The following is a 13,501-nucleotide window of genomic DNA, read 5'->3' as shown; positions in this document are numbered from 1 at the left end:
AAAATATAATAGTAAAAGCACGGAAATGGTTATGGCGTGCTTCTGTAAATGGCGCCGTATTAGCATTGTCTGCATATTCTGATACTTTTAAAATAGAGTCAAGATTTGGGGACGATTTTGATGAAACTACGCTCAAGGAACTAAATTTAAAATCAGAAGCTTATAGTTATGCTGCATTAATCATTTCACCTGGATACGCGGAGGTTGCAGGGGTGGAAAAACCTTTTGAATTACCTGTTCAGCTTAACGAGGAAATTGAAGGAATTATTACGGAATGGAGGGAAGAACGAACTAGCTTAGGATTTAGTAATACAATCGAAATTCCAAATCTGGAATTATTTAGAGACTGGCAACCTCTTAACGAAAATATTTGTATTAAACATTGAAAAGGATAACAAAAAATGATGGATTTATTAGCTCAAAAATTAATTTTATTACTGATAGTTTTGTGTGCATTCAATACATATGCAGCGAAAACATACAGAGTGGATGTTGAAGCCCCTTATACAGGCGAAATATATAGTGATGCAAATGAAGTCAGGCGATATTTTGTTCAACAATACACATGGAACGTTATCAATAATAGCGATACTATCATTGCAACATTTAGTAATGGGATAACAAGGGGATATATAGTTAAAAATAAGCTTTCTTCAGATGCCCTAGCTCCAATAACTGGTGCTCAAGGGGAAACTTGCGACAACAAAGATAAAAATGTTGTTGGCCCAATTGTATTTAGCTATAGCAATCATTTTGATAATTTAGCTAATGCGGAAAGTGATTGTGGGCCGGACGGTAGTCCTCTTTTGATAGATTTGGGAAATAATGGATTTCATTTTTCTTCCACAAATACTGGAGTTACATTTGACCTATTTAACTCGAGTCACTTCAGTGCATTTCAATGGATAGCTGAGGGCAGTGATGATGTATTTTTGGCGATTGATGAGAATAGCAACGGTATTATTGATGACGGCTCCGAGCTATTTGGTGAGGGAACTGAACTTCTTAATAGTGGTAAAACTGCCAAAGATGGGTTCAAAGCATTAAAGCAGTACGACCAGAAAAAGTTCGGGGGTAACACCGATGGTGTTATAAGTGGTAAAGATCGTATATGGGGGAGTTTGTTGCTTTGGAACGATGTAAACTCCGACGGTATTACTCAAGAAGGTGAGCTATCTCAACCAGGTGAATATGGCATCAAAGAATTTAAGTTGAAATTCAAGAAACGTGATGTCGTGATAGAGGGAAACAGATTACTTTACTGGTCAAAAGCTATAAAAGAATCTGGTGAACAAATAGATGTAGTCGACGTATTCTTCAAAAGAATCTACTAATTAAATAAAGTTGTATAATGACATCGCTCTGGCTATGATTTGACATAAATCAGTCAGGGCGATTTTATATCTTTCAGCAAAAAGGCTTAATTGACTGTTCTAAAAGCCCTCCCTCTATCAGGCGAGCTCATCTCATCCACCTTAGAGCAGAAGAAGGTTAATGAATTACTTAGTTGGTGCTGATAAAATGGTTTTAGGAATCTAAAGTGCTTTTTTAACAAGCTAAGTCTAACAACAAACTTTCTGGTCAAATTCTCCCCTGTAATTCTGAAGCCGTTGAATATGTAACAATAAAGTTTGTAATTAGAGTCGTAATAAATACTGCTAGAAAAAATTGGATTTTTGACAGAGCAAAAGCGGCTTCTAATAAAGGTTTAATAATTGCCTAAGGCTAAGTAAAATTGATACTTTGAAAATCGCGTAATAAAAAAGGCCGCTCTGAGAGCAGCCTTTTTCATATTTGGTGGAGCTGGGGGGATTTGAACCCCCGTCCGAAAAGCCTCGACCTTTGGTACTACATGCTTAGTATCGTCTTTTAGTTAACCTTATACAGCTCGGACGAACACGATCTGCAAAGGCGAGGCCGCTTAGTTTTAGCCCTTCAACCCCGGCCAGGGTTTCCGTAGCGAGTCCGTGTAGGGTGACACTTCAGAACCGGGTCCACAGACATACACCGGAGAAGTGCTAGCGGGCTATTATGCCGCTAGAGCGTAGTTATCGTCGTTTGCGATTACTTTAAATTGCGGCTTTTTTACGAGGCCAACCGCACCTCGACATGCACCTCGGGCGTCTTGAATTCCGTCGAATCCTAATCAGCCCCTGAATTTAGTATCTCATTCAGAGTGTTCACGCAGTATAACTGAGTAGCCTATTCATACTCAAGGTATTAATCGGGAAATTTTTGCTAAGTGCCTTTAGATGCTGAATTTTTAAGCAAGAAAAGTCTCTTTTTATACATATTTTTACATTTAATGCATACATTATCTTAACATAGTACAAAAGTTGTGCTGAAATAGGAAACGTTGTTACCCTTCTCTAAAATAACCTGTAACAACACATAACTATAATAACAGGCAGTTTTTTACAGGGCTTTTCAGATGTCGATGTTTTCATTCGATGAACAAAGTGGCTATGTCTCTTTGTGTGAGCATCCTCGAGATGCGGGTTTTCCTACTACCAGTACTCAGTTAATTGAATTACTTGAGCAGTCTCCTTATGCCAGCTACGAATATATTGATGCTAATATTGGCAAGTTGTTTACACCGAGCAGCCAATATCAAACCCAATCTTTGGTAGTTGCTAAAGCGGTTGATGCTCATCTTGAAGTTAAAGTTGATGCTAAAAACATGGTGGTTGAAGCAAATCTAACAACGGCGCGTGGCGGTCAAATTGTAAGTATGGATATGGCTCAAGAGGTACTTGCAGAAGCAGGTGTTATTAAAGGCATTAGTATGCGCGCCCTCGATACATTCTTAGGCCAACAATTTAAACAACCACCAGGCGCGCATTACAGCGCAATAGTAGCCCATGGCAGAATGCCCAAAGAAGGCACTGATGCTAAATTCGTTCGTTTATGCTCAACAGCACAAGACCGCGTACTGAGCCCACAAGCTACCTCTGGCGGTAAAGTCGACATGCGTAATTTGGGTGCCATTATTACCGTTAAACCTGGCACGCCATTGATGCAAAGAGTTGCTGCAACACCCGGTGAAGATGGCTTTACGGTATTTGGTGATGTAATGCCTGCAAAACCCGGTAAAGACTTCCCCCTTGAGCCATTCGAAGGGACGCGTATTGATCCAAATAATAGTGATATGCTGATTGCCGATGCTAAGGGTGTGCCTGTTGCCCTACCCCGCGGTATGCGAGTTGATGATGTATTGTGTTTTCATCATGTTGATGTAAGTACTGGTCATGTGGAGTTTGATGGCAGTGTCATTATCAGTGGTGATGTAAAAGATGGAATGCGAGTTAAAGCCACGGGTGATATCACCGTATTAGGTTTTGTTGAATCAGCCACAATTGAGAGTAAAAGTGAAGTCACCGTTATGCTAGGGGCTGTTGGTAGAAAACGTGAGAACGTCGAAAATTTTACTTGCAACATAACGGCTTCGCGCACTATTTCTGTTGGTTATGCTCAGTACTGCCATATAAAAACAGAGCAAGATTTATTCATCGAGCGCCAAGCCTTACATTGTGATTTAAGCGCTCGCCGCCTAATTCGTGTTGGCAAAGCCAACAATCCGCGAGGCAAAATTATTGGGGGTAATATTTTAGATGCCATGCGAATTGAAACTGGCGAGCTCGGGGCACCATCTGGTACTAAAACACGAGTATTCATTGCTCAGTACTGGCATGATTTACGCCAGAAGCAGCAACAAATTAATGATTTTGAAAAGTTATTAGCAACGAAAGCAGCTGCTTTACAACAAGCGCGAAAAAAAGCCAATAAAATATCAGACCCAGCCCAGCGTGCTCATTATATTAATAAGATCACAGCCAGCGAGCAGCAGATTAAAATAAAATCGGCAAATACAAAGAAAAAGAAACACTTAGTCAAAACTAAGATTGCCCGCTTATTAGCAACAAGTCGTTTAAAAGTGAATGAATTAATGCATCCTGGGGTGGAACTTAAGATTGCGCAAGAGAGTAAACAGTTTTCACGTATTTACCCTCCTAATATGGTGCGGTTTTTTGAAGGAAAGATCACTCAGTCGTTTTAGCGGCTGAGTCTTGCTCTTCTTCTGTTGCTTCAGTTTCAGGCAATGGCCAACCACCTAGTTGTTGCCAGCGGTTTACAATTAAACAAAACAATTCTGCTGTGCGCTCGGTATCATAAAGTGCTGAGTGAGCTTGTTTATTGTCAAACTCAATACCGGCAGTTCTACACGCTTTGGCTAAAACAGTTTGACCCAATGCAAGCCCCGCAAGTGATGTGGTATCAAAGCTAACAAATGGATGAAATGGCGTACGTTTAATTTTACAACGCTCAATTGCTGCATTTAAAAAGCCATGATCAAACGCTGCATTATGGGCCACTACAACTGAACGCTGACAACCTGCTGCTTTTTGTGCCTTACGCACTACTTTGCAGATTTCTTTAATCGCCTCTTCCTCAGGTACAGCGCCACGAAGTGCAGAGAAAGGGTCAATACCATTAAACTCAATGGCTGCTTGTTCGATATTAGCGCCTTCAAATGGCTCAACATGAAAATGCACAGTATGATCAATACTTAACACGCCATCGTCATCCATTTTAAGTACAGATGCAGCAATTTCTAATAACGCATCGGTCTCTTTGTTAAAACCTGCGGTTTCAACATCAATCACAACAGGAAAAAAGCCACGAAAGCGTTTTGCGAAAAGAGTTTGTTCAGTATTTTCCATAGTCTTCTTGGTTTGCCAGTGTAAGCTGGCTATTATGTCAAAAACCACGGCTACTCTGCTAGAGTAAATAGTGTGAAATCGCAGATTCTTACTTAGCTTTTAGGCACATTACTTGCTTTAAAATAATCAGCTAGCCCAGTGTTTAGTGTTCTTATGCTATTAAACACAAAAATTGCCAATTATTTGGCATTGATGATTTGTTGGAGAATTACCGTGATGAAGCTTTCATTACTTCCTTTAAGCCTAGGCCTATTAACCTCAGTTGCAAGTATAAATGCGCATGCAGCCATGCGTGAATATACCGCTAATGCTGATATGTCGAACTGGCAAATGGTTAAAACATCTCGCTTAGAATGCCAATTAAATCATGAAGTTCCTTACTATGGTGAAGCAATTTTCAGCACCACTGCCAGTAAAAATAAAGACGTAAACTTTAACCTTGATATGGTCGTACGCCCAGACAACTACAGTATTGCAGGTCTAAAAGCTGTACCTCCTAGTTGGCGTGCAGGAATGCCTGCTCGCGACTTGGCGAATATGAAGCTATTACGTAAGTTTGATGGCGAGCTTGGCAATAAAACCGCTTGGGAAATGCTTACCGAACTTGAAAAAGGTTATCAACCTACATTTTATTACCAAGACTGGCAAAACAGTGCCGATAAAATTGCCGTTGGCTTATCGAGTGTTAACTTTAAACAAGCATATTGGGCGTTTTTACAATGCCGAGATGCTATGCTGCCATACAGCTTTGAGGATATTTCGTTCACAATCATGAATTATGAACCTAATACCAGCAAGCTAACTAAATCATCGCAAAAACGCTTGGATAAAATTGGCGAGTACTTAAAGTACGACACCAACATTGAATCTATTTCAATATCATCTTACACCGATAGCTACGGTGGTCGCTGGAACAACCTAGAGTTATCGAAAAAACGCGCGAAGGCCATTAAAGATTACATTGTTAGTTTAGGGATTGATGAAAGCAAAGTAGATACCGATGGTTACGGTGAAAAGCGCCATGTCGCCAGCAATGACAACATTTTAGACCGAAACAAAAACCGTCGTTTAGTCATTCAAATTGCAAAAATGTAGTAGCCGCCGTAGCGGCTACTCGCCTTAACTTATTTCTACCGACTTCACGCGTTTAAAGCGCTTTAGCCACTTATCGCCAAACTGAAAAAACGCTAGGCTAACCATAATGATTGTCGCGCCAACAATCAGTGCTTGGTCAATTGGTTCAGCGTTAAGCAAACCACCAATCGCGATTGCAAAACTTGGCGTGATCAAAGTTGTTAACGCTACTGTGCTGGCGTTCAACTTTTGCAAGACATGAAAATAAGCCAGCGCACCTATTAATGAACCAAACACGCCTAAGTAAACAATTGAGTACAGTGACTTTGCACTCCATACTTGGCTATTTAGTTGACCATCGACAAGCAACCAAGTAATAAAAAACAGTGGGGTTACAAATACCAAAGCACCAAATGTTGTAGCCATTGGGTGAATGGCTATTCTTACTCGCTTGATCATCACACCACTTAAGCTAAAAAAGCACACTGCCATAAACACATATAACAGGCCACTTAACTGCTCTACTCCACCTTGAATATGGCGTTGGCTCACTAAAAACAAACCAATTAAGGCACAGCCAAGTGCGCTAAGCTTAATGGCACTAAACTTAGGCTCGTTCAGAATCTTTTGCGCAAGTAAGCCCGATAAAATCGGTGCAAGGCCAAACATCAATGATATTAAGCCTGAAGGCACAGTTTTAGCAGCCATGTAGCTTAATAACATACCACCAAAAATACCTATGCTTGAATAGCCATAAAGGAATAAAGCACGCCGATCCCAAGGTACTCGAATATTGGCTACAGCAACGACAAACGAAGCCAACACCAGCCCCACCAGCATGCGTAAAAACACAGCCAGGCTTGGTGCTACCGTTTCACTACTCCAAACAATACCCAGTGGTGTTGTTGACCAAATCACCACCATTAAAAAATATGAGGCTTTAACAGGCACAAGCTTATTCCTTTAAAAAGGCGAAAAAAGCGGAAGAGAATTTAAAAGGGAAATAACCAACCGCTTAGAACGCGGTTAGTAATACTTACTTAATTAACCGCAGCACATAACAGACCACACGACTGACGAAGTCAGGCGCATACAATTGTTTGTTGGTCGTTGGTTTAGCTGCATCATGGTATTTAAAAAGTAAGTTGAAGAAGTTTAAGAATCCGCCTAAATGGTGATTTTGTCAACACTAATACTCATGCTATTTGGCAAAAAGTGCTTTGCTGATTTCAACAGCCTGTTTGCACATGTAAATCATAGGTTACATTTAATTTCTTTGATTTATAACAAAACTATTTAAGTTTTGTTAAACAAGTTATATCTTGCTTGCCTCTCACGAAGTTTAAGGGTCATAAAGTGCTTAAAAATAAAACAATAGGTAGCATGTTAATTGTTGCTGGCACCACCATAGGTGCAGGGATGCTGGCATTGCCTATAGCCTCTGCTGGGCTTGGTTTCACAACAGCGTTATCACTCATCTTTTTAACTTGGGTTTTAATGACCTACACAGCATTACTGATGCTAGAGCTACATCAATATGCCGACAGAGATGCAACCCTCAATACGTTAGCTAAATCATGGTTAGGTAAACGTGGGCAATGGGTGGCAAACTTTTCAGTAATGTTTTTGTTTTACGCATTATGCGCCGCGTATATCGCAGGTGGCGGCGCACAATTACAAAAAAAGCTCAACAATGGTTTATCGCTTTCTTTAGCGCCACAAGTTGGCTCGGTTATTCTGGCTATTGTGATTGGTACGGTGGTTACACTCGGTACCAGCAAAGTTGATAAGCTTAACCGCGTACTGTTCACGATTAAAGTGTGTGTATTAGCCAGCTTATTTTACATGCTGACGCCTTATGTGCATGGCCAACACTTACTTGAAATGCCGATTGAACAAGGTCTGATTTTATCTGCAATCCCGGTGGTGTTTACCTCGTTTGGTTTTCATGGCTCTATTCCGTCGATTGTGAAATACGTTGGTTTAGATATTAAAACACTTCGTAAAGTGATGGTGGCAGGCGCAGCACTGCCTTTAGTGATTTATATTTTTTGGCAATTACTAAGCCAAGGTATGATGAGTCAAAGCGATTTACTTCAAAGCCAAGGTTTACCTGGGTTTGTTAGCAGTGTCGCTAGCATTGCTCACAGCCCACATGTTGCCACTGCTGTGAACATTTTTGCTGATTTAGCATTAGCTACGTCTTTCTTAGGGGTAAGTTTAGGTTTATTCGACTTTTTTGCTGATGCATTTAAAAAAGGTAATGGCAGTAAAGATCGAATCAAAACCGCCTTGATCACCTTTATTCCACCACTAGGCTTTGCGCTATTCTATCCACAAGGGTTTATAATGGCACTTGGCTACGCCGCCATTGCACTGGTTATCTTAGCGGTGTTTTTACCGGTTGCTATGGTCTATAAGCAACGAAGCAGCAAACCTGATGCGGGTTACCAAGTTAAAGGCGGTAATATTGGTTTAGCACTCGCCGCCCTGTTTGGTGTGCTTATTATTAGTGCTCAAGGTTTACAAATGGCGGGGCTTATTCCAGCTATTGGTTAAACAGCTCATCAAATCGAAAAAAGCACCCTCGGGTGCTTTTTTTGTGTCTGGTTTAAAGTTTAATTAAAACACCATCGCCTTACCACGGCCAGATGCTTCAGATGCCGCATCTAATTTACCGTCTTTATTGATGATTACATGCATATCACCAAAATGGCGTTCATCAAGTGTATAACCCATTTTCTCTAGGGCTTTAACAGCCTTTGGTTCAAGACCTGTGTGGTATCTAATCACATTTTTAGGCCATAACTGGTGATGAAAGCGTGGGCTGTCTACCACTTGCTCTGCAGTCATATCAAATTCAACCGCATTTAAAATAGACTCATACACAGAGCTAATAATCGTGGTGCCACCCGGAGAGCCAGTTACCATTTTAACTTTATTATCTTGAAGTAGAATGGTCGGTGTCATTGAGCTTAACATACGTTTATGAGGTTGAATTTCGTTAGCTTTGCCTCCAATTGCACCAAATACATTCATCACACCTGGTTTGGCACTGAAGTCGTCCATTTCATCATTCAAAATAAAACCAGCGCCCGATACAACCACACCACTACCAAAGCTAAGGTTTATCGTCGTGGTATTAGCGACTGCATTGCCCCATTTATCAATAATGGAAAAATGCGTTGTTTGCTCGCTTTCATGCAAACCTGGTTTGATATTCTCGGTTGTTGAAATGACATTTGGGCGAATTGTACTTGCTCGTTTAGCAAGGTAATCATCTGCAAGTAGAGCTGTTTTTGGCACTTCATAAAAATCTGGGTCACCTAAATATTCAGCTCTATCAGCAAACACGCGTTTACCTACTTCAGCCAAAATATGTACATACGCTGTAGAGTTGTGTTCAAGATTTTCCTTTGGCTTTGCAAGGTCATACATTTTTAGCCACTGTAAAATAGCAATACCACCAGAACTTGGCGGTGGCGATGTGAGCACTTCGTAACCGCGCCAATTGCCTTTGATTGGTGTACGTGATTTAGCTTGATAGGCTTTTAAGTCTTGCTCGTTAATAATACCGCCATGTTGCTTCATAAAATCAGCAATGATCTTTGCAGTCTCACCTTCATAAAAGCCAGCCTTACCTTGATCACGAATACGTTTCAGTGTGGCGGCAAGTTCCGGCTGCTTGAATACCTTGTTTGCTTTGGCATCAGCAAAGTAATCTGCAAAGTTAATGTTGACCGACTTGTTAGCCATGCGCTTAATGTAACGCTCAATGCTGGCGGCTAATTTGGGATGTACCACAAAACCTTGTTCTGCTAACTTAACTGCAGGCTCTAGCAAAGTTTTCCACTCTAAACTGCCGTGCTTTTGATGTGCAAGCCACATACCAGCAACGCTTCCCGGAACACCGCTTGCGTGAATACCGTATACCGACATGTTGTCAATAACATCGCCTTTATCATCAAGGTACATATCGCGATGAGCTGCAGCAGGTGCTGTTTCGCGGTAATCAATAAAATCACCTGTGCCATCTTTTTGGATCAGCATAAAGCCACCACCACCTATATTACCTGCTTCAGGCAGGGTGACAGCTAATACAAATTGTGCAGCTATTGCAGCATCAACAGCGTTACCGCCCTGCTCTAAAATAGCGCGTGCAGTATCACTGCTGTAACTATCTGGCATAGCGACAGCTGCTTGCTTTGCAAAGCTTAACGGATGAAAGAATATCGCGGTAACGATGAATAGATGTGCCGCGTATTTGACTAAATTTGCCATGGTACTTCCTTTTTCTTGATGTTATTTTGACCATTTAGACATGTGTAACCCTTAAGGTCAATTAGTTACGATTAACTTGCCCAAGCTGCTCTTTAAAACACGAATAAAGTACAGCTGGTATGTCGCCATGCTCATCATTATGCATATAATCCTTTACATGAGTTAGACCCAACTTTTCCATCACTTTTATAGACCCTACATTTTCTTTCAATGCAGTCGCTGAAAGCGATTTAACTACAGGGTCCTGACACACCGTATGCGCAACAGCTAGTGCTGCCTCAGATGCATATCCCTTGCCCCAGCTCATTTGCTTAAAGCGCCAACCAATTTCTAAATCGCTGAAATCAGGCTGTTCAAAGAAACCCATAGGTCTTACTAATACCCAACCGATAAAGGTATCGCTGTCGTTGATATTTACTTGCCATAGCCCCCACCCTTTTTGCTCATTTCGATAAGCATTCATACGAGGAATAAATACCTCTTTGATTGTCTCCATACTGCTTACTTTGCCACGAGTTAAATATTTCATTACCTCAGGGTCGTTATCGAGTTCATAAAGTAGATCGGCATCATTTTCATCCATTAACCGAAAACTTAATCGTGCTGTTCTAGCTATATTCATTTTTTATTGCTTATACTGCTTAATAGTTGATTAACCATTAGAGAAAAATATGAAAAAATTAGCAAGCTTAGTTTTATTTGGCTGTATTGCCTTAACGGGTTGTGATGATGCAGAGCAAGCCAAAAAAGATGCCAACGAAGCAAAAGATGAAGTAAAGCAGGCGCTAACCGATGCTTGGAGCGATGTAAAAGACGCCACCAATGAGTTTAACGACGACTCGCTGCAAGAGTTACTCGAAGAGAGTAAAAAGATGGGCTTGAGCATGTATGACGACGGTAAAGAAATTGCCTTAGATGCATGGATTGAAAGCAAAGAAGCTGCTGGTGAGCTTTCTGAAAAAACCAAGCAAAAAGCAAAAGAACTGGCTGAAGAATTAAGAGAAGCACGCGAAAAACGCGAGCAAGAGAAAAATAATTAAAAAGAAGGGCAAGTATTTACTTGCCCTTTTTTGTATCAATTAAAGCTCAAATTCTTTTTTGAATTTTAAGCCAAACTCACTGCGGTCATTACTGCGCATTACACCAACAAAACCTGATTGTTGTAAACGACCCACATCGTATACTTCGTTTAACACGTTCTCACCGTAAAGAGTTACTTCAAAGTCACCATTCGGGTTTAAGTAAGAGATATTAAAACCTACTAATTCACGAGAATCAATGTGTTCACTTTGGTTGTAAACTGATTGGCCTTGCATATCGCTACGGTATGAGTAGTTAGCGTTTACAGCAACTGTGCCACCGTTACTTAAATCAATGAAATAAGAAGGTGCGACCATAACAGTCCAACGTGGTGTTAGTGCTGGTGAATCACCTTTACCAATACCCAATACACCGTCATCAACTTCTGTAATTTCTGAATCTAGGTAACCAATTGCGCTGCGTAGAGTAAAGTCATCAGTGAATGCGATAGTTGTCTCAAGCTCAATACCTTGTGCTTTAGACTCACCCGCATTTTCTACGATAGTAACAAAGCCGCCACCTGCAGTTGGATCTGAGAATGGTAATGCAAGGTCTGTGTAGTCAGTAACAAACACAGCAAGCATCATAGATACGTCTTCATGTATCTGACCTTTAAGGCCTAGCTCATAGTTAATCGCTTTTGTTTCATCGAAAGAAACAAATTGATCAGGGCCACCAAATGGACGCGGTGGGAAACCACCTGTTTGATAACCTTTTTGGATTTGGCCATACACGTTCATGTTATTGCTAAGCTGGTACGATGCATTTAAATCCCATGTTACTGCATCAAAATCTGCACTTACATATTTACGTGCCGCAAAGGTTGGGAACAAAGCATCGGCTTCTTTTTTATCTTTCGAATAACGTAGACCACCACCTACAGTTAAATCGTCGCTTAGATCATAACTTGAATTAATATAAGCCGCGTATGAGTTAGTCTCTTGATTAATATCAAAGTAACCGTAATCACCAAACGACGCTGTAGTACCATCATTCAGAAAGCCATCTGGTGTATTAAACGGGCTAAATACAAACGGACCAGAGCTTGTGAAACCATCTTCATTAAAGAAGTATAAGCCAGATACAAAATCCATATTATCAAAACTACCGTTTAATTGGATTTCGAATGAATATTGATCTGCGCCGCCTTCTTCAGGGAATTCAGATAAGTTAAGAGCAACAGCGTCATCATCCAGACCACCTTCATACTCTGAGCTACGGTAGCTGGTAATGAACTTAGCTGTGTAAGTATTATTTATGTCCCAATCAGCTGTTAAAGATGACCCCCAGCCTGAGTAGGCTGTCGACTCAATACCCGCTACCGTTGATGCTAAGTCATCAGGATCGCTTGGTAACATATCTTCTGTTAGCAATGGAAAATCACCATTGAATGGGTCATTCGGATCCAGTGGCGCGGTTAATTCAATTGTATATGGCGATTGGCCTGACTCGTTATCAACACCATCAACAGAGAACACAAAAGATAAATCGCTGCTTGCTTGCCATTTAAGCGCCATACGACCGCTTAGTTCTTGCTCTTCACCGATTTCTTTTTCTGGGTTAGCAAGGTTAATCGCTTCACCTACACCATCGCGTTGCTTATAAGACACGCTTGCAGACATGCTTACAGTGTCGGTAAGGCTGTTATTAAAGTAAACGTCACCGGCTAAACGACCACGGCTACCTACTTTTGCCGTTGTCGTTACAATGCCTTCGTCACCAGGTTGCTTAGTAATAATATTTACTGCACCACCTAACGTGTTACGACCATACAAGGTACCTTGTGGACCACGTAATACCTCTACACGCTCAACATTTGGTAATGATAAGTTTGAGCCCATTTGACGACCTAGGTAAACACCATCTAAGTAAACACCTACACCCGGATCAGTTGTGATCACGTGGTCTTGTAAACCAATACCACGAATAAATACAGATGCATGGGCCGCATTACCTACACCATAACGAGTGATGTTTAGGTTAGGTACGTATTTACCAATGTCTTCTAGGTTGCTCATGTTCGCTTTATCAATCAGGTTTTCGCCGATTGATGTCACTGCAGTTGGCGACTCAAAAATGCTTTCTGTACGCTTACGCGCTGTTACTTCGATTTTTTCGAAAGCATCTTGTTTAGCAGTGGTTTTTTCTTGCTCAGCAAAAGCTGAAGTAGATAATGCAGCAACAATAGCTACAGTTAACTGTGAGAGGTGACGTAATTTCAATTAAAACTCCAAAGGATACCGTGTGTGTGTATTTTTACCCGTAAATTTCAGGCATAAAAAAAGACGCTTAGGTATAAGCATCTTTCCTCTGGAGGGGTATTATATGTCAGTTTTGTGAAAATA

11 protein-coding genes and 1 other RNA gene are annotated in these 13,501 nt (G+C 40.9%); 6 read left to right on the top strand and 6 right to left on the bottom strand.

Annotated features, from left to right (window positions below; genetic code table 11):
• Together L1D46_RS17185 and L1D46_RS17180 are read left to right on the top strand one after the other, a co-directional pair.
• A partial coding sequence (locus L1D46_RS17185; protein ID WP_239977936.1) for a hypothetical protein occupies window positions 1-386 on the top strand: 386 nt, incomplete at its 5' end.
• Window positions 387-401: 15 nt separating this feature from the next.
• Window positions 402-1,334, top strand: coding sequence for a hypothetical protein (locus L1D46_RS17180; RefSeq protein ID WP_178927180.1), 933 nt, complete (start codon window positions 402-404; stop codon window positions 1,332-1,334).
• Window positions 1,335-1,795: 461 nt separating this feature from the next.
• On the opposite strand, the gene ssrA is transcribed toward L1D46_RS17180, so the two are convergent.
• Window positions 1,796-2,154: a transfer-messenger RNA gene (ssrA, locus tag L1D46_RS17175) on the bottom strand.
• Between the two features lie 277 nt (window positions 2,155-2,431).
• Here ssrA and L1D46_RS17170 point away from each other — a divergent pair.
• On the top strand, window positions 2,432-4,057 hold the full coding sequence (locus L1D46_RS17170) for a FapA family protein (protein ID WP_178927181.1): 1,626 nt from the start codon (window positions 2,432-2,434) through the stop codon (window positions 4,055-4,057).
• Here L1D46_RS17170 and rnt read toward each other — a convergent pair.
• On the bottom strand, window positions 4,041-4,721 hold the full coding sequence (rnt, locus tag L1D46_RS17165) for a ribonuclease T (RefSeq protein WP_130051102.1): 681 nt from the start codon (window positions 4,719-4,721) through the stop codon (window positions 4,041-4,043). The genes L1D46_RS17170 and rnt overlap by 17 nt on opposite strands.
• 216 nt (window positions 4,722-4,937) lie before the next feature.
• Here rnt and L1D46_RS17160 point away from each other — a divergent pair, with 216 nt between their 5' ends.
• Window positions 4,938-5,816 carry an OmpA family protein gene (locus L1D46_RS17160; RefSeq protein ID WP_178927490.1) on the top strand — a complete coding sequence of 293 codons (879 nt, stop codon included), beginning with the start codon at window positions 4,938-4,940 and terminating at the stop codon, window positions 5,814-5,816.
• Between the two features lie 24 nt (window positions 5,817-5,840).
• Here the strand turns inward: L1D46_RS17160 and L1D46_RS17155 are convergent, their stop codons facing one another.
• A complete protein-coding gene (locus tag L1D46_RS17155) occupies window positions 5,841-6,746 on the bottom strand; it encodes a DMT family transporter (protein WP_239977935.1) in 906 nt (301 codons plus the stop codon).
• A 405-nt stretch (window positions 6,747-7,151) separates the two neighbouring features.
• Here L1D46_RS17155 and L1D46_RS17150 point away from each other — a divergent pair, with 405 nt between their 5' ends.
• A complete protein-coding gene (locus L1D46_RS17150) occupies window positions 7,152-8,354 on the top strand; it encodes an aromatic amino acid transport family protein (RefSeq protein ID WP_239977934.1) in 1,203 nt (400 codons plus the stop codon).
• Window positions 8,355-8,417: 63 nt separating this feature from the next.
• Here L1D46_RS17150 and ggt read toward each other — a convergent pair whose 3' ends face one another.
• Window positions 8,418-10,076 carry a gamma-glutamyltransferase gene (ggt, locus tag L1D46_RS17145; RefSeq protein ID WP_239977933.1) on the bottom strand — a complete coding sequence of 553 codons (1,659 nt, stop codon included), beginning with the start codon at window positions 10,074-10,076 and terminating at the stop codon, window positions 8,418-8,420.
• Window positions 10,077-10,137: 61 nt separating this feature from the next.
• On the bottom strand, window positions 10,138-10,698 hold the full coding sequence (locus L1D46_RS17140; RefSeq protein WP_130051098.1) for a GNAT family N-acetyltransferase: 561 nt from the start codon (window positions 10,696-10,698) through the stop codon (window positions 10,138-10,140).
• Between the two features lie 49 nt (window positions 10,699-10,747).
• Here L1D46_RS17140 and L1D46_RS17135 point away from each other — a divergent pair, with 49 nt between their 5' ends.
• The gene (locus L1D46_RS17135; RefSeq protein WP_239977932.1) at window positions 10,748-11,116 is read left to right on the top strand and encodes a hypothetical protein; all 369 of its coding nucleotides are present in this window, start codon (window positions 10,748-10,750) and stop codon (window positions 11,114-11,116) included.
• A gap of 39 nt (window positions 11,117-11,155) precedes the next feature.
• On the opposite strand, the gene L1D46_RS17130 is transcribed toward L1D46_RS17135, so the two are convergent.
• The gene (locus tag L1D46_RS17130; RefSeq protein ID WP_239977931.1) at window positions 11,156-13,378 is read right to left on the bottom strand and encodes a TonB-dependent receptor; all 2,223 of its coding nucleotides are present in this window, start codon (window positions 13,376-13,378) and stop codon (window positions 11,156-11,158) included.
• Between the last annotated feature and the right edge of the window lie 123 nt (window positions 13,379-13,501).

The organism is Pseudoalteromonas sp. Isolate3 (assembly GCF_022398505.1).
Taxonomy (GTDB): domain Bacteria; phylum Pseudomonadota; class Gammaproteobacteria; order Enterobacterales; family Alteromonadaceae; genus Pseudoalteromonas; species Pseudoalteromonas apostichopi.
This window is presented reverse-complemented; position numbering and strand designations above follow the sequence as displayed.

What these genes read in the sequence shown, in the direction of transcription:
- L1D46_RS17180 (WP_178927180.1), top strand. Translation starts at nt 402, where the DNA reads ATGATGGATTTATTAGCTCAAAAATTAATTTTATTACTGATAGTTTTG.
- L1D46_RS17170 (WP_178927181.1), top strand. Translation starts at nt 2,432, where the DNA reads ATGTCGATGTTTTCATTCGATGAACAAAGTGGCTATGTCTCTTTGTGT.
- rnt (WP_130051102.1), bottom strand. Translation starts at nt 4,721, where the DNA reads ATGGAAAATACTGAACAAACTCTTTTCGCAAAACGCTTTCGTGGCTTT.
- L1D46_RS17160 (WP_178927490.1), top strand. Translation starts at nt 4,938, where the DNA reads ATGAAGCTTTCATTACTTCCTTTAAGCCTAGGCCTATTAACCTCAGTT.
- ggt (WP_239977933.1), bottom strand. Translation starts at nt 10,076, where the DNA reads ATGGCAAATTTAGTCAAATACGCGGCACATCTATTCATCGTTACCGCG.
- L1D46_RS17140 (WP_130051098.1), bottom strand. Translation starts at nt 10,698, where the DNA reads ATGAATATAGCTAGAACAGCACGATTAAGTTTTCGGTTAATGGATGAA.
- L1D46_RS17135 (WP_239977932.1), top strand. Translation starts at nt 10,748, where the DNA reads ATGAAAAAATTAGCAAGCTTAGTTTTATTTGGCTGTATTGCCTTAACG.